General features: G+C 61.3%; 16 protein-coding genes. 9 read left to right on the plus strand and 7 right to left on the minus strand.

The genetic code is table 11. From position 1 onward, the window contains the following. The first annotated feature begins 12 nt into the window (after nucleotides 1-12). Nucleotides 13-1,245 (plus strand): NADH:flavin oxidoreductase/NADH oxidase family protein, encoded by a 1,233-nt coding sequence (locus C4J84_RS14105; RefSeq protein WP_124435575.1) that lies wholly within the window; start codon nucleotides 13-15, stop codon nucleotides 1,243-1,245. Nucleotides 1,246-1,322: 77 nt separating this feature from the next. Continuing rightward, complete coding sequence (poxB, locus tag C4J84_RS14110) at nucleotides 1,323-3,047, plus strand: ubiquinone-dependent pyruvate dehydrogenase (protein ID WP_124435576.1); 1,725 nt, start codon at nucleotides 1,323-1,325, stop codon at nucleotides 3,045-3,047. 51 nt (nucleotides 3,048-3,098) lie between these two features. Here poxB and C4J84_RS14115 read toward each other — a convergent pair whose 3' ends face one another. Continuing rightward, nucleotides 3,099-3,656: an NADPH-dependent FMN reductase gene (locus C4J84_RS14115; protein WP_124435577.1), complete on the minus strand. Its 558-nt coding sequence runs from the start codon at nucleotides 3,654-3,656 to the stop codon at nucleotides 3,099-3,101. 227 nt (nucleotides 3,657-3,883) lie between these two features. On the opposite strand from C4J84_RS14115, the gene C4J84_RS14120 reads away from it, so the two are divergent. Beyond that, nucleotides 3,884-4,120: a hypothetical protein gene (locus tag C4J84_RS14120; RefSeq protein WP_124370935.1), complete on the plus strand. Its 237-nt coding sequence runs from the start codon at nucleotides 3,884-3,886 to the stop codon at nucleotides 4,118-4,120. Nucleotides 4,121-4,169: 49 nt separating this feature from the next. Here the strand turns inward: C4J84_RS14120 and C4J84_RS14125 are convergent, their stop codons facing one another. After that, on the minus strand, nucleotides 4,170-4,508 hold the full coding sequence (locus C4J84_RS14125) for a hypothetical protein (RefSeq protein WP_124404413.1): 339 nt from the start codon (nucleotides 4,506-4,508) through the stop codon (nucleotides 4,170-4,172). Nucleotides 4,509-4,690: 182 nt separating this feature from the next. Here C4J84_RS14125 and C4J84_RS14130 point away from each other — a divergent pair, with 182 nt between their 5' ends. Continuing rightward, nucleotides 4,691-5,599 (plus strand): LysR substrate-binding domain-containing protein, encoded by a 909-nt coding sequence (locus C4J84_RS14130; protein WP_124435578.1) that lies wholly within the window; start codon nucleotides 4,691-4,693, stop codon nucleotides 5,597-5,599. A 25-nt stretch (nucleotides 5,600-5,624) separates the two neighbouring features. Here C4J84_RS14130 and C4J84_RS14135 read toward each other — a convergent pair whose 3' ends face one another. Continuing rightward, on the minus strand, nucleotides 5,625-6,206 hold the full coding sequence (locus C4J84_RS14135; protein ID WP_124370938.1) for a GNAT family N-acetyltransferase: 582 nt from the start codon (nucleotides 6,204-6,206) through the stop codon (nucleotides 5,625-5,627). An 8-nt stretch (nucleotides 6,207-6,214) separates the two neighbouring features. Beyond that, the gene (locus tag C4J84_RS14140; protein WP_124435579.1) at nucleotides 6,215-8,470 is read right to left on the minus strand and encodes an Orn/Lys/Arg decarboxylase N-terminal domain-containing protein; all 2,256 of its coding nucleotides are present in this window, start codon (nucleotides 8,468-8,470) and stop codon (nucleotides 6,215-6,217) included. 198 nt (nucleotides 8,471-8,668) lie between these two features. Here C4J84_RS14140 and pnuC point away from each other — a divergent pair, with 198 nt between their 5' ends. Both pnuC and C4J84_RS14150 read left to right on the plus strand, forming a co-directional pair. After that, nucleotides 8,669-9,232 carry a nicotinamide riboside transporter PnuC gene (gene pnuC / locus C4J84_RS14145; RefSeq protein WP_124435580.1) on the plus strand — a complete coding sequence of 188 codons (564 nt, stop codon included), beginning with the start codon at nucleotides 8,669-8,671 and terminating at the stop codon, nucleotides 9,230-9,232. Beyond that, nucleotides 9,229-9,765 carry an AAA family ATPase gene (locus C4J84_RS14150; RefSeq protein ID WP_124372437.1) on the plus strand — a complete coding sequence of 179 codons (537 nt, stop codon included), beginning with the start codon at nucleotides 9,229-9,231 and terminating at the stop codon, nucleotides 9,763-9,765. The genes pnuC and C4J84_RS14150 overlap by 4 nt, the downstream gene beginning before the upstream one ends. On the opposite strand, the gene xth is transcribed toward C4J84_RS14150, so the two are convergent. Together xth and ggt are read right to left on the minus strand one after the other, a co-directional pair. Continuing rightward, complete coding sequence (xth, locus tag C4J84_RS14155) at nucleotides 9,762-10,556, minus strand: exodeoxyribonuclease III (protein ID WP_124435581.1); 795 nt, start codon at nucleotides 10,554-10,556, stop codon at nucleotides 9,762-9,764. The genes C4J84_RS14150 and xth overlap by 4 nt on opposite strands. 76 nt (nucleotides 10,557-10,632) lie before the next feature. After that, on the minus strand, nucleotides 10,633-12,357 hold the full coding sequence (gene ggt, locus C4J84_RS14160; RefSeq protein ID WP_124370942.1) for a gamma-glutamyltransferase: 1,725 nt from the start codon (nucleotides 12,355-12,357) through the stop codon (nucleotides 10,633-10,635). Nucleotides 12,358-12,548: 191 nt separating this feature from the next. On the opposite strand from ggt, the gene C4J84_RS14165 reads away from it, so the two are divergent. Both C4J84_RS14165 and C4J84_RS14170 read left to right on the plus strand, forming a co-directional pair. Next, nucleotides 12,549-13,694: a MalY/PatB family protein gene (locus C4J84_RS14165; RefSeq protein ID WP_124370943.1), complete on the plus strand. Its 1,146-nt coding sequence runs from the start codon at nucleotides 12,549-12,551 to the stop codon at nucleotides 13,692-13,694. A gap of 296 nt (nucleotides 13,695-13,990) precedes the next feature. Further along, a complete protein-coding gene (locus C4J84_RS14170; protein WP_124370944.1) occupies nucleotides 13,991-14,464 on the plus strand; it encodes a hypothetical protein in 474 nt (157 codons plus the stop codon). A 20-nt stretch (nucleotides 14,465-14,484) separates the two neighbouring features. Here the strand turns inward: C4J84_RS14170 and C4J84_RS14175 are convergent, their stop codons facing one another. Then, a complete protein-coding gene (locus tag C4J84_RS14175; RefSeq protein WP_003173733.1) occupies nucleotides 14,485-14,700 on the minus strand; it encodes a molybdopterin-binding protein in 216 nt (71 codons plus the stop codon). 318 nt (nucleotides 14,701-15,018) lie between these two features. On the opposite strand from C4J84_RS14175, the gene C4J84_RS14180 reads away from it, so the two are divergent. Continuing rightward, nucleotides 15,019-15,975, plus strand: coding sequence for an aliphatic sulfonate ABC transporter substrate-binding protein (locus C4J84_RS14180; protein WP_124370945.1), 957 nt, complete (start codon nucleotides 15,019-15,021; stop codon nucleotides 15,973-15,975). Nucleotides 15,976-15,979: the final 4 nt, after the last annotated feature.

The raw sequence follows: 15,979 nt of genomic DNA on the forward strand, positions 1-15,979 counted from the left end.
AGGAGTCAATCCATGTCACCCTTTGAAGCCTTGCAACTGCCCAACGGCCAGGTTATTTCCAACCGCATTGCCAAGGCGGCGATGGAAGAAAACATGGCCGATTTCAATCAGGCACCCTCCCGTGAATTGAAGCAGCTGTATACGACCTGGGCCGAGGGTGAACCCGGCTTGCTGCTCACCGGCAACGTCATGATCGACCGCCGTGCCCTCACCGGCCCAGGCGGTGTTGCCCTGGAAGACGAGCAGCACCTGGAGAGCTTTCGCGAGTGGGCCGATGTGGCACGGAGCAAGGCTGTGCACTTCTGGATGCAGCTCAGCCACCCAGGACGCCAGACCATGGCCAACCTGGGCCAGCAAGCGCTGGCACCCTCGGCCATCGCCTTGGACCTCGGCGGCTTTTCGAAGCTGTTCGCCCAACCCAGGGCCATGACCGAAGACGACATTCAAGACGTAATCAAACGCTTCGCCACCAGTGCCCGCCTGGCCGAGAAAGCAGGATTTACCGGTGTGCAGGTCCATGGCGCCCATGGCTACTTGCTCAGCCAATTCCTGTCGCCCTTGACCAACCAACGCACCGACTGTTGGGGCGGCCCACTGGAAAACCGCGCGCGCTTGCTGCTGGAAGTGACCCGCGCCGTGCGCGCCAGCGTCAGCCCGGCATTTTGCGTGGCGGTCAAACTCAATTCGGCCGACTTCCAGCGCGGCGGCTTCGATGAGGCCGATGCGCGTGCGGTGGTCGAGATGCTCAACGCATTGCCGATCGACTTGCTCGAATTATCCGGCGGCAGCTACGAGGCACCCGCGATGCAAGGCGACGCTCGCGATGGCCGCACACTGGCCCGCGAAGCCTACTTCCTGGAATTCGCCAAAGACCTGGCAACCATCGCCCGGATGCCGGTAATGGTCACCGGCGGCATCCGTCGCCTGGCCATCGTGCAGCACGTACTGGACAGCGGCATCGCCATGGCCGGCATCGCCACCGCCCTGACTCTGGAACCGCAACTGATCAAACACTGGCGCGACGGTCGCGAGCTCAATCCGCAGCTCAAACCGATCACTTGGCAGCGCAAGACACTGGCGGCCCTTGCGCTGGTGGCCGTGGTGCGCCACCAGATGCGCCGCCTGAGCCGCGGCCGCCTGCCCAGCCTCAACGTCATTCCCTGGTGGGCGCTGGTGCGTGACCAATGGTTCCTCGCTCGACGCACGCGCCAATACCGCGCGGCCATGACGCAATCTTCACATTAGAGGCGGAGCATTCGCCGTGATCGAACTGTCCTCTACTGATCAGCAGTTATTCATCTCACTGACGATTGGAGTTCTTCATGGCGAAAATCAACCTGGCCCAGCAGTTGGCAACCACCCTTGAACAGGCGGGTATCAAGCGCATCTGGGGCCTGACCGGCGACAGCCTCAATGGCCTCACCGACGCCCTGCGCAGCATGGACAGCATCGAGTGGATGCATGTGCGCCACGAAGAAGTGGCCGCGTTCGCCGCCGGTGCCGAAGCCGCTGCCACCGGTGAGCTGACGGTGTGCGCCGGCAGTTGCGGGCCGGGTAACCTGCACTTGATCAATGGGCTGTTCGATTGCCATCGCAACCATGTGCCGGTACTGGCGATTGCCGCGCAAATTCCGTCCTCGGAGATCGGCCTGAACTACTTCCAGGAAACCCATCCCCAGGAGTTGTTCAAGGAGTGCAGCCACTTTATCGAGCTGGTGAGCAACCCCGAGCAGATGCCCCAGGTGCTGCATCGTGCCATGCGTTCAGCGATCCTCAATCGGGGCGTGGCGGTGGTGGTGATCCCAGGGGATGTCTCGCTGCTGGAAGTGGAGGACAAGCTCAAGCCCTGGCCGGCACTGCATGCACCGCGCACCTTGCCGGCAGAGGCCGATCTGCAGCGGCTGAGCGAGATCCTCCAACGCAGTGAAAAAGTCACCCTGCTGTGCGGCAGCGGTTGCGCCGGCGCCCATGACCAAGTGGTCGCGCTGGCCGATGCCCTCGGCGCGCCGGTGGTGCACGCGCTGCGCGGCAAGGAGCATGTGGAGTGGGATAACCCGTTCGACGTCGGCATGACCGGCCTGATCGGGTTCAGCTCCGGTTACCACGCCATGCTCGATTGCGACACCCTGATCATGCTCGGCACCGACTTCCCCTACCGCCAGTTCTACCCGACCGACGCGACGATCGTTCAGGTCGACCGCGACCCCCAGGCCCTGGGACGACGCACGACCCTGGACCTGGGCATCGCCGCCGATGTCAGTGAAACCCTCGATGCGTTGCTGCCACGCCTGACCCGCAAGACGGATCGCAGCTTTCTCGAAACCTCGTTGAAGCATTACGAAAAAGCCCGTCAGGGTCTGGATGACCTGGCGCAACCGTCCAAGGCGGATCGGCCGATCCACCCCCAATACGTGGCACGCCTGCTCAGCGAGCTGGCCGATGACGACGCGATCTTCACCGCCGATGTCGGCTCACCGACCGTATGGGCCGCGCGCTATTTGAAAATGAACGGCAAGCGCCGGCTGATCGGCTCGTTCAACCACGGTTCGATGGCCAACGCCATGCCCCAGGCCATCGGCGCACAGGCGGCATTCCCTGGGCGCCAGGTGATCTCGATGTCTGGCGACGGCGGTTTCACCATGTTGATGGGGGATTTCATTTCTCTGGCGCAATTGAACCTGCCAGTGAAACTGGTCGTGTTCAATAACGCGTCACTCGGGTTCGTCGCGATGGAGATGAAGGCCGCAGGCTACCTGGACACCGGAACCGAGCTGAAAAACCCGGACTTCGCGGCCATGTCCAACGCCATGGGCATCCTGGGGATCCGTGTGGAGCAATCCGAAGACCTGGAGCCGGCCCTGCGCCGCGCCCTGGCCCACGACGGCCCGGTGCTGGTGGATGTGGTTACCGCGACCCAAGAGCTGGTGATGCCGCCGAGCATCAAGCTGGAACAGGCCAAGGGCTTCAGCCTGTATATGCTCAAGGCCGTGATGAGCGGGCGTGGCGATGAAGTGATCGAGCTGGCACGCACCAACTGGCTGCGATGATGCCCTGTGGGAGGGAGCCTGCTCCCTCCCACATCAGCACGCCTTGTCAATTCAGCCCTTTTGTTTTTCGACCCACTGGCCGAACGCATCGATAAATGCCTGCAGGAACGGCCTGGTCTTCTCCGACAGCTTGCCCGCCTCGTCGAACACACTGCCCGCGCCGCCCAGGTAGGCTTCCGGCGTTTGCATGCACCACACATCCAGAAACACCAAGGACTGGCGCAGGTGATGGTTGGCCCCAAAGCCACCCATGGCGCCCGGCGACACACTGATGATCGCCCCTGGCTTGCCGCCCCAGGCGCTTTGCCCATAAGGGCGAGAGCCTACGTCGATGGCATTCTTCAACGGCGCGGGCACGGAACGGTTGTATTCCGGCGTCACGAACAGCACTGCGTCGGATGAACTCACCTGTTTGCGGAAAGTACTGTAGGCTTCCGGCGCTGCCGCACCTTCAATGTCCTCGTTGTAGAGCGGCAGATCGCCGATCTCGACAATATTCAACTTGAGGTTGGCGGGGGCCAGTTCGGCCAATGCCAGGGCGACCTTACGGTTGATCGACTCTTTTCTCAGGCTGCCAACCAGGACGGCAATCGTGTAGACCTTGCTCATTGAGGTTTCCCGACGTGTGACTAAAGGAGCGAATAGTTATAAAGGCTTCGCGGCGCGTGCACCAGAGTGTTTTTGCGAATGCCCAAGAAGTCGCCACGCACGCGCCCGCGTAGGAAACATCTGAAACTTTAAACGAATAGTATTTTTTTCTTATAGGTAAACTACCCCGCTCACTGACGGTCTACAGAACCGCAAATCGAGTGTTTATCTCCAGAGGTTCTAAACAGATGGCAGCAGTATTAGTCGGACAGTTTCATGCCAGAGACGCGGAAGGCCGCGTCTATTCAGTGCATGAGTTCCAGGAATCCAACCCGGCGCACGGCGACCTGGCTGGCTCGGCGTCTACCACCTCCTACAAGCTGGCCATTGGCGACCGTGTAGAAAAACTGGAAGGTGATGAGTTCAAATTGATCCAGTCGGGCACGATTATCGTGCGCGAATCCAAAACCACCAGCGTGTCATAAGATTTCGCCCTGTCCACCTGCCCAGTCCCGGCGACTGGGCTGGGGATGCTTACGGGCTGCGGATTTCCGTTACTTCAATGCCCTGCTCGCCTTGCTTGAGCGTCACCAGCAACTGCCCCCTCTCCCCCTCCACCGCATACATCGAACGCTTGTAGCCCGACCGGTCGTAAGCGGGATACGCCTCCACCTGCCTGATCAACGTCATACCGAGCACCGCGCCCACCTGCTCGCCCACCTGTTCCTGGGAACGGATAAACGCTTCGAGTGCGAGGTTTTCCGGCGCGTATTCATCGTGATTATTGAAGAAGTAAGCCGCCAGGCAGCCCACGGTCACCAGGACCAGGAGTTGCTTGGCCGTTACCCCGAAAAGCGTCGAGGGTAGAGGCATTTGAGACCAGACCTGTTTTTGTTGTAAGTACCGGGTACCCGGCATTGGTCGTTGCTGATCAGACGCCTCATTCTAGTGAGGTCCTGGCTTAACGCCATAGGCAGGGGCGACCCGTGCAGTCTTTTTTGCGCACGGGGACCTGCGCCATTGAATCCCCAACCCACTGCACATAGACTCCGGCCATGCGTTTACGTCATATCGAAGTGATTCAGGCCATCTTGCAGACCGGACACCTCGGCACGGCCGCCGAGTGGTTGCAACTCCCCGTGGGCGAGGTAGACGCCACGCTCAAGGATGCCGAACTGCAACTGGGCTTCATGCTGTTTGCCAGTGTCCGCGGGCGCCTGCAAGCCACCCGTGAAACCCTGGAGCTGCAAGCGCAAATCGCCCCACTGTACGACGCGCTTGAGCCGATACAGCGCCTGGCCAGCCGCTTGAAACACCATCACGCGCCGACCTTGCGTGTGCTGTGCACCCCGCCGCTGGCCAACCAATTACTGCCCCAGAGCATTGCCCTGCTGCGCCGACGGTTCCAGGATACGCCGTGCAACCTGTCGAGCCAGCCGACCCGGGAGATCGTCAGGCGCCTGTTGCTGCATGAGACCGATGTGGGCCTGAGCCTGCATGACCCGCAACACCCGCACATTCAGAGTCGCGTGCTGGCCCAAGGCAAACTCCAGTTGCTCGCCCCCCATGGCTGGCTGAAACCCAAGCAGAAGTACATTGCGCTGCAGGATCTGGCGGGACAGTCAATGATTGGCCTGGGAGGCCACGACCCGCTGAGTCGTCTGCTGGACGCCAAGCTGCAGGCCCTGCGCCCGCTGCCCGTGGTGCAGACGCGGGTACAGACGTACCAGATGATGCGCAGCATGGTGGAGGCGGGAGAAGGCCTGGCGGTGGTCGACCCGTTCACCGCCTTGGGTGCGCGGGACGCGGGGCTGGATGTGTGCCCGATATCACCCCCGATCAGCGTCAACCTGTATGCATTGGCCCTGCAGGACGGGGCCGCTTCACCGGCCCTGAATGCACTGCTGGAGATCGTCACGCAAAAGGCCGAAAACCTGCTGTCCAACGACACCAAGCCGCAGTAGACGCGAGCTGACGTGCTACCCCGTCTCAGATCGATTCGACTTCGCTCTTGAACAGCCGATACCAGAAAATCGCCACTTCGCGGGTTTGCGGGTCGATGCCGCGATAGCGCAGTTGATCGATACCCCCCATCACGTACCCGCTACGTTCATACAGGCGACAGGCACCAAGGTTGTTGTTCTGGGTTTCCAGCATCATGCCCGGCAGGTTCTTCTTGCGTGCCCAGAACTGCGCCACGTCCAACAGCGCCTTGGCGACACCGTGACGCCGCGCAGGCAGCGCCACCGCCAACTCGTCGACATGGGCAAAACCGTTCCAGTTGGTACTGATCACAACGTGGCCCACCGCGCGATCATCCAGATACGCCATGAAGACCGCGCTGTCGGCCGCATTGCGAAAGCTGGCGAATTCTTCAGGGTCGATGCCGTAACACTTGCGGTACGGCAGGATGCGCTCCACCGGCCATTGATCGACCCGCTTGCCCATCTGCGGCACACCATAGGCGCTGACCTCAAAACTGAAGTCATTGCCCCATACATAAGCGTCGAAGCCTTCGTCGGCGACTCGCACACTGAGCCCTGGATACTTCGGGTTCATGACAGCTTGCATAACGTTCCTTAACCTTTGATGCAATCGACGGTGTAACAACGACCACTGCCGTCATCTTCGTGTTGCAACCCATGCACATCGGCGACAAAACCGGGAAAACTGCTATCGAACGTCCGGGCAAACGCCAGATAGTCGATGATCGAACGGGTTGACTCGGTAAAGCGCTCCCCCGGCATGATCAGCGGGATACCCGGCGGATACGGCACCAGCATCACGGCTGCGATGCGTCCTGGCAAGGCATCGATGGATACCGCTTCCACTTCGCCCCTGACCAACTGGTCGTAGGCATCGGCCGGCTTCATCGCAATCTCCGGCAACACCGTGTACATGCGCTTCAGATGCCTGGCCGTCGCGTTGCTGCGATAACAACTGTGCAACTGGTCGCACAGGTCGCGCAACCCCAAGCCCTGATAACGTATCGGCCCCTGGGCAAACACCGAGGGCAGGCAACTGGCCAGGCTGGCATTGGCATCATAGCTGCGTTTGAATTCCAGCAACTCGGTGAGCAAGGTACTCCATTTGCCTTTGGTGATGCCCATGGAAAACAGCACGAGGAAAGAATACAGCCCGGTTTTTTCCACAACCAGGCCGCGCTCCCAGAGAAACTTGCTGACTACGGCGGCGGGAATCCCGCGATCGCTCAAGGCGCCGCCGGCGGTTAGGCCGGGCATTACCAGGGTGACTTTGATCGGGTCCAGCAGCACATAGTCTTCAGCCACGTCGCCAAAACCATGCCAGTCATCCTGAGGGTGCAGCAGCCAGTCCGCGGTGACGACCCGGTCGATACCGGCCACCGACGGCGGCTGCCAGATCGAAAACCACCAGTCATCAGCGGCGATATGCTGACGCAGGTTGGCCAGCGCACGACGGAAACTCAGGGCCTCATCGAACATTTCCTGCAACAGCGAGCGACCCGCCGGGCCTTCCATCATCGCTGACGCCACGTCCAGGGAGGCAATGATGCTGTATTGCGGCGAGGTGGAAATATGCATCATGAACGCTTCGTTGAAGCGGTCACGGTCCAGTTGCCGCGCTCCGCCGTCCTGCACGTGAATCATCGATGCCTGGCTGAAGGCCGCCAGCAGTTTGTGGGTAGAGTGCGTGGTAAACACCAGCGGGCTGTCCGGCGTGCGCGAGGTGCCCATGCCGTAGCGCCCGGCGAAAAACTCATGGAACGCCGCGTAGGCATACCAGGCCTCATCGAAGTGCAGCACCTCGACGCTGTTACCCAGTTGCTGCTTGATCAGCTCGGCGTTGTAGCACAGGCCGTCGTAGGTGGAGTTGGTGACCACCGCCAGCTTTACCTTCGCCGGGCGGCCATGGGTCAGCGGGCTGGCGTCGATCTTGGCGCGGATCGAGTCGGCGCTGAATTCGCTCAAGGGGATGGGGCCGATGATCCCCAGCTCGTTGCGCTCCGGGCACAGGTACAAGGGGATCGCGCCGGTCATGATGATCGAATGCAGTACCGACTTGTGGCAATTGCGGTCGACCAGGACCAGGTCATCGCGACCGACCATGGAGTGCCAGACGATCTTGTTGGCGGTGGAGGTGCCGTTGATCACGAAAAACGTGTGGTCAGCGCCAAAATTGCGTGCCGCGCGGGCTTCGGCTTCAGCCAGCGGCCCGGTGTGATCGAGCAGCGAACCCAGCTCGGGGACCGAGACAGACAAGTCCGAACGTAACGTATTTTCCCCGAAGAACTGGTGAAACGCCTGCCCCACCGGGCTTTTGCGATACGCCACGCCACCGCCGTGGCCCGGGGTGTGCCAGGAGTAATTGGAGTCGGCGGTGTGTTGCACCAGGGCCTTGAAGAACGGCGGCAACAAACCATCGAGGTAGGCGCGCGCCGCACGCGCGACCTGGCGCGCGAGAAACGGTACGGTGTCTTCGAACAGATACAGGATGCCGCGCAACTGGTTGAGTTCGCTCATGGCATCCGCCGGGGCGTTTTCCAGGGTGACTTGCTCGCCCAGCGCGAAGATCGGCAGGTTGGGCGCCCTCACCCGCGCCAGGCGGATCAGCTCGACCATGTTTTGCAGCAAATGGGTATTTTCCCCGGCGCCCTCGGCGGCGATCAGCATGCAGGCAAGGCCGTGGTGGGTGGCCGCCACCAGTCGCCCTTCGGCGTAGTCCACGGCGGAAAAGATACTGAAGCCCTCCTGCTCCAACTCCCTGGCGATGCCTCGAACCCGATCACCGGCAACGGTGTCGGCCTTGATGTCGCGGTGCACGATAAGGACGGGAAACTTCAGGTCTTTGTACATGGGCGCTCCTACTCCTGAGGGCTTGCACTCAGGGTAGAAGCTGGAAGCGAAAGTGGCGAATGAAGATTTTCACAGACAATGAAGATCAATTGTGGGAGGGGGGCTTGCCGCCCATTCCCACATTTGCCCTCTGCTGTTTGAGGATGGATGACCTGTAGGTACAATCAGCGCCCTCTTCCACTCTCCCAAGGAACCGCCATGTCCGGGCTTGAACTGTTCGCCGCCGCCCTGGGGGTGATCGCTGTGTGGCTGACGGTCAAGCAAAATCCCTGGTGCTGGCCTATCGGCTTGGTGATGGTGTTGCTCTACACCTGGGTGTTCTTTGACGTGAAGCTGTATTCCGACATGCTGCTGCAGGGGGTCTACGCCGTGCTGCAAGTCTACGGCTGGTGGCAATGGACCCGTGCCGGCGCGGTCAAGCAAGGCCGTCAGGTCAGCAGCCTGAGCTGGCCGGCGATCTTGACCGCCCTCGCCGTCGGCGCGGTGTTCAGCCTGTTGCTCGGCGCCGCCATGGCCCACTGGACCGACGCCGCCCAACCCTGGCTCGACGCGGCCCTGACGGGTTTCAGCCTGGTAGCGCAGTTGTGGATGGCGCAAAAACGCGTGCAGTGCTGGCCGCTGTGGATCGTGGTGGATGTGATTTTCGTCGGGCTATTCCTCTACAAAGGCCTCTACCTCACCGCCGCGCTCTACGCGCTGTTCACCGTGATTGCCGTGCAAGGCTGGCGTGAATGGCGCGCCGACCCGGCGTTGCACGCATGAAAGTGGTGGTGCTGGCGGGCCCTGAATCCAGCGGCAAAAGTTGGCTGGCGGCTGAGCTGCACGCGCACTTCGGCGGGCTGATGGTGGGTGAATACGTGCGCTATTTCATCGACCACCACCAGCGCGATACCTGCCTGGCGGATATCCCGGCGATTGCCCAGGGCCAGTTGGCCTGGGAAGACGCCGCCCGCGCAGCACAGCCTGATTTGCTGATCCTCGACACCCACCTGCTGACCAACACACTCTGGAGCCAGACCCTATTCGGCGACTGCCCCAGCTGGCTCGACAGCGAACTGCTGGCCCGTCACTACGACCTGCATCTGCTGTTGTCGCCCGAAGATGTGGAATGGAGCGCCGACGGCCAGCGCTGCCAACCCGACTTGGCCGACCGCCGAGCGTTCTTCCAGGCCAGCCTGGACTGGCTGCATGCGCACCAACAGCCTGTGGTGGTGATCCGGGGAGACTGGCAAGCGCGCCGGGACGCCGCGTTTGCCGCGGTCGAGCGCTTGCTCGGGGCGACGACGATCGGTTAACGCTTTTTGCGCGTGCCGAGCTGAATCCAGGTCGGCGCGTGGTCGCTGGCATGCGCCTCGTTACGCACCCATGCATCGACGCCCGCGCCCTTGAGGTAGGGCTTGAGCGCCGGGTTGAGCAATAGGTGGTCGATGCGCAGGCCGGAATTTTTCTGCCAGTGCTGGCGGAAATAGTCCCAGAACGTATACACCCGCTCTTCGGGGTACAAATGACGCACTGAGTCGGTCCAGCCCTGGTCAAGCAGGCGCTGATAGCAGGCGCGGCTCTCGGGTTGCAACAGCGCATCCTTGAGCCAGGAGCGTGGGTTGTAGATGTCCAGGTCGGTGGGCACCACATTGAAATCCCCGGCCAGCACTACCGGGTGATCACTGGTTTGCAACGCCTGGGCATAGTCGATCAGGCGTTCGAACCAGGCCAGCTTGTAGTCGAATTTAGGCCCGGGTTGCGGGTTGCCGTTGGGCAGGTACAGGCAGCCGACCAGCACGCCGTGCACAGCCGCCTCGATATAGCGGCTTTGCTGGTCGCTCTCGTCACCGGGCAGGCCCCGCCGGCTTTCCAGCGGTTGCGCGTCCTTGGCCAGAATCGCCACACCGTTCCATGAGGCCTGGCCCAGGCAGATCGCGCCGTAGCCGGCCGCTTCGAAATCAGCATAGGGAAACAGGCTTTCCGGCGCCTTGAGTTCTTGCAGGCAGACGATGTCCGGCTGCTCGCGAGCCAGCCATTGCAGCAGGTTGGGCAGACGGGCACGAATGCCGTTGATGTTGAAGGTGGCGATTTTCAGCGCTTTCATGGGGTGGGGTCCTTTCGGGGCTCTTGGGATAGAGCCCCGAAATGCCGCAGATGTTCCATGCGCGAGCGAGTCGGCCTCAGTAACCCAACGACAGGCCGGTGTTGCGACGCGGGTCATTCGCACCATAGAAGCGGTTGTTGCCCACCGGCTTGCCACCCAGCGCCGGCGCGCCCACCAGGATCGCGGCCAGGTGGTTGGCGTCCTGGGGACCGGCGAACGTATGCCCCCAGCTCTCGAGGATCTTCTGGGTGTCCGGGCTCACCGCGAAGGTTTCAAGGTTGGTGGTCTGCGGCATCCACTGCTGGTGGAAGCGCGGCGCGTCCACGGCCTCCTGAATGTTCATCTTGTAGTCGATGACATTGAGGATGGTCAGCAAGGTCGCGGTAATAATGCGGCTGCCGCCTGGCGTGCCCACCACCATCACCGTCTTGCCATCCTTGGTCACGATAGTCGGGCTCATCGACGACAGCGGCGCCTTGCCCGGCGCAATGGCGTTGGCTTCACCCTGGACCAGGCCGTACATGTTCGGCACGCCGACCTTGACGGTGAAGTCGTCCATTTCATCGTTGAGGATCACCCCGGTCTTGCTCGCCATCACGCCCGCGCCAAACCAGTCATTGAGGGTGTAGGTGACGGAAACGGCGTTGCCCCAAGTGTCGACGATGGAATAGTGGGTGGTGTTGTTGCCTTCATGGGGCGACACGCCCGGCTTGATCGCCTGGGAATCCCCGGCCTTGTGTGGCTCGATCGCGTCGCGCAATTTGGCCGCGTAATTTTTATCCAGCAGATGGGCGATCGGGTTCTTCACGAAATCCGGGTCGCCGAGGTAGCTGTTGCGGTCTACATAGGCGTGGCGCATCGCTTCGATCTGGTAGTGCAAGCCCTGGGCCGAGTGGTACCCCAGGTCTGCCATCGGGTAGCCTTCGAGGATGTTCATGATCTGGCAGATCACCACGCCGCCGGAGCTTGGCGGCGGCGCCGAGACCACATGGTAGCCACGATAATCGCACTCGATAGGCGCCAGTTCGCGGGTCTTGTAGGTGTCCAGGTCAGCCTGGGTGATCAGGCCCTTGCCGGCCTGGCTGGAATCCACCACTGCCTTGGCGACCCAGCCTTTGTAGAAGCCATCGTTGCCCTTGGCGGAAATTTCCCTGAGGGTCCTGGCCAGGTCCTTCTGCACCAGTTTTTGACCGACCTGCATCGGTTGGCCGTTATGCAGGAAGATCCCGCGCAGGTCCTGGTCTTTCTCGAATTCGCCAGTGGCGGTGTGCAGCAGGTCGACATCGCCCTGCTCCAGGGTAAAGCCGTTCTCCGCCAGTTTGATCGCCGGCGCGATCACCTGGGCGCGCTTGAGGGTGCCGTACTTGCTCAGCGCCAACTCCATGCCCGAGACAGTGCCAGGTACACCGACGGCCAGGTGGCCCTTGGCGCTCAGGCCTTCGACGACATTGCCGTCTTTGTCCAGGTACATATCGGCCGTGGCCGCCAGCGGGGCTTTTTCGCGAAAGTCGAGGAAGGTCTTGCGCCCGTCCGCCAGCTGCACGGTCATGAAACCGCCGCCGCCCAGGTTGCCCGCCGCCGGGTACACCACCGCCAGCGCGTAGCCCACGGCCACCGCCGCATCCACCGCATTTCCGCCGGCTTTGAGCACCTCCACGCCGACCTGAGTGGCCAGATGCTGGGCGGTGACCACCATGCCATTTTCACCGGCCACCGGGGCCTGGGAAGCGGCGTGCACGCCACTGACCGTCAACACCAGGGCAGTGGCAATCAAGGTGCGGCTGAAGGGTTGGTATTTCATCCATGGCTACTCTATTTATTGAGATGCACCAAAATAGCCCTTCCCTTATTCAATCCCCAGCGCGATGGCGTTTTTGTTACAGAAGCTGTCGGTCATGGAACGGCTACCTGAAACAATCAGCACTGGCCTATAAATCTAATGGCGCTAGAATCAGCGCCACTCTTTATTCGCCGCCTCATACGAGCCCCTCCATGAGCTTTGATTTCGACACGATCCACCCACGTCTCGGCACCGGCAGCACCAAGTGGAACCGCTACCCGCAAGACGTCTTGCCGATGTGGATCGCCGACATGGACATCGCCGCCCCACCTGCCATCCTTCAGGCATTGCATGCGCGCCTCGACCAGCAGGTGCTCGGCTACAGCGTCGCCGGCCCGGATGTGCGCGAGGCGATCATCGCCGACCTGTGGGCCAAGTACGCCTGGCGCGTGCAACCGGATGAACTGCTGTTCCTGCCGGGCGTCGAGCCGGGTTTCAATATGGCCTTGCACGCGTTTGTCCAGCCAGGCCAGCCGGTGGTGCTGCAAACCCCCAACTACCGGCCGATTCGCCTGGCGCCCGCTCACTGGAATTTGCCGCGCATTGAACTCCCGTTCGAGTGGATCGAGGGCGAATACCGCACGCCCCTGCCGGCGCTGCGCCAGGCACTGAGCGGCGCCGGTGCGCTGCTGTTGAGCAACCCGCACAACCCCATCGGCAAAGTCTTTCCCCATGCAGAACTGCTGGCCGTGGCCAACGCCTGCCTGGAAAGCGGTGCGCTGATCATCTCCGATGAAATCCATGCCGAACTGTGCTTTGACGGCCGTCGGCATATCCCGATTGCCAGCCTCAGCGAAGAGATTGCCCAGCGCACCATCACCCTGATGTCGGCGAGCAAGGCCTATAACGTGGCCGGCCTGAAGACCTGTTTCGCCGTGGTGCAGAATGCCGAGATCCGCGAGCGTTTCAACCAGGCCCGTTGCGGCATGGTCGACAGCGTCAGCCCCCTGGGCCTGGAAGCTACCCGCGCCGCCTACAGCCAATGCGGCGCCTGGCTCGACGCGCTGAAGCACTACCTGCAAGCCAACCGTGACTACCTGCTCGATGCCGTGCACACCCGCCTGCCCGGCGTGGTAATGCATGCGCCACAAGGCACATTCCTGGCCTGGCTCGATTGCAGCGCCCTGGGCCTGGGAGACCCGCAGCAGTTCTTCCTGGAACAGGCCAAGGTCGGGTTGAGCGCCGGCATTGAGTTCGGCGATGACAGCCAGCAGTTCGTGCGCCTGAACTTCGGCTGCCCACGGTCGATGCTGGAAGAAGGCCTGCAGCGCATGGAACGCAGCCTGAAAAACCGCTGAATGGGCTGGAACCGCGAAAGGCTTTTTCAGCACTCAAGGGAATCCCCTTGTGCGGCTGAACCTTTCCCGGAGCTTTGCGCCCTATGCTGTCGACACGCCCTGCAACCAACGGCCCTGTGCAATTCACAGAATCATTCAAGCCGAACCCGTCACCACGCGAACCTGCACCAACGGGCTCGGCTCTAAAGGCCGCTGCCTCCACCGCATCGCATCAATTGATGCGCTTTGTGGGGCTGAAACATCCTCTGGCTAACCCGCCCAGCACGCGTTCAGACATCAAGACTGTGGAGGTTGAAATGGGCCGGTCAGTCTCTTTGAATGGAGGCCACGACCCGCTCGCTACCCGCGGGTTGTCGGACTGCTCGGCGCTGGCAGTGCTCACCGGCTGGAACGGATCCACCTACCAGAATCGCACCTTGATGCATCTTACCGGCAGCAATCTGGAACTGGGCCTGAATCCGGGAAATAGCGATACTCGAGCATTGATGCACAGATTGCAGGCATCGCTGGACAAGAACAGTCATGTGATCCTGGTAGCCGGGGTGAATTCAAGTTCCCTGCAAGGCATGGCAACGACCATCGGGCAAACCCTGCACGGCGAGCAGCCGCTACGGGACCTGCTCAGCGGCCGCTCAGGCGCGGCAGTGACTCTGGCCAGTTCCGCCGGCATCACAATCAATGCCGATGGCACCTTCAAATTGCTCGACGGACCCGGTAAAGGGGTACTCAGTCACGAAGACGTCGCCAGCGTGTTTGATCGCGTCGACTGAAAGCGCCCGCCTGAGGCTTTTTAAAGCTTGGCGATGGACACTTCGGTGGATTTCACAAAGGCAATCACTTCACTGCCCACCTTCAACTCCAGGTCACGCACCGAGCGGGTGGTGATCACCGAAGTGACGATGCCGGACGCGGTTTGCACGTCGATCTCCGACACCACTTCACCCAGCAGAATTTCCTTGATCACGCCCTTAAACTGGTTGCGCACATTGATCGCTTTAATGGTCATGTCGGCTTTCCTTTTGGCTGTTGAGTCAATCCGCACGAATGCGCAGGCACTCAAAATGCGCTTTCAGAAAGAACAATAAAAGGAATATATAACTCTTTATTTATTCGAAATGGATATATACAAACCCTTGCCCAGCCAACAGCACTTCAACAATCTGCCTGCATCCGCCACAGCCTCCACTCGGCACACACGCGCAAACACGGGACAACACAGATGGCACAGAGACTGCATATTCCTGAAAAGCATGATGGAACATGCGAACTAATTTTCTGAATATAAGAAAACCTCTCTAAACGCCCACGTGCCCGGAGCCGTTCCATGAAACCCTTCGCCCAACGCTTACTTGGCGCATGCGCCCTCGCCTTGTGCCTGCAACCGCTGGCCCAGGCCGCCGACACCGATCCCGCAAAAGTCAATCTCGACTACGCCTACTACTCGCCCGTCAGCCTGGTGCTCAAGCATTTTGGTTGGCTTGAACAAGCCTTGCCGAATTCCAAGGTAGGCTGGGTATTGAGCCAGGGCAGTAACCGTTCGCTGGAATACCTCAACAGCGGCGGCGTGGATTTCGCCTCTTCCGCCAGTTTGTCCGCGGTGCTGAGCCGGGCCAACGGCAGCCCGATCAAATCGGTGTATGTGTACAGCCGCGCCGAGTGGACGGCCCTGGTGGTGCGCAAAGATTCGCCCTTCAACAGCGTCACCGACCTCAAGGGCAAGAAAATCGCCGCTACCAAAGGCACCGACCCCTACCTGTTCACCCTGCGCAGCCTGCAACAGGCCGGGCTGAACAAGGACGATGTGGAACTGGTGCACCTGCAGCATCCGGACGGCCGCACCGCCCTGGAAAAAGGTGACGTTGACGCCTGGGCCGGCCTCGACCCGCATATGGCCGCCAGCCAGATCCAGGCCGGTTCGCGCCTGCTGTATCGCAACAAGGACTTCAACAGCTACGGCGTGGTCAGCGTCACCGAGCAGTTCGCCAAGGCGCATCCGCAGACCATCATCACGGTACTGGGCGCCTATGAAAAAGCCCGGGACTGGGCGATAAAGTACCCGGATGAGTTCGCCAAGCTGCTCGCCGATGAATCCGGCCTGCCGTTGGAAGTGGCCAAGCTGCAGCTGTCGCGTACCGACCTGAGCACGCCGTTCTTGAGCAGCAAGGATGTGCTCGCCTCCAAGGCCGCCGCGCCGATCCTGGTGTCCGAAGAGCTGGTGCGCAAAGGGGTGAACGTGGACCAGGTGATCGACCAGTTGCTCGACACCTCGTTCGGCCGCTAAGGAG

The sequence above is a fragment of the Pseudomonas sp. R11-23-07 genome, assembly GCF_003852295.1.
In the GTDB taxonomy this organism is placed as follows: Bacteria; Pseudomonadota; Gammaproteobacteria; order Pseudomonadales; family Pseudomonadaceae; genus Aquipseudomonas.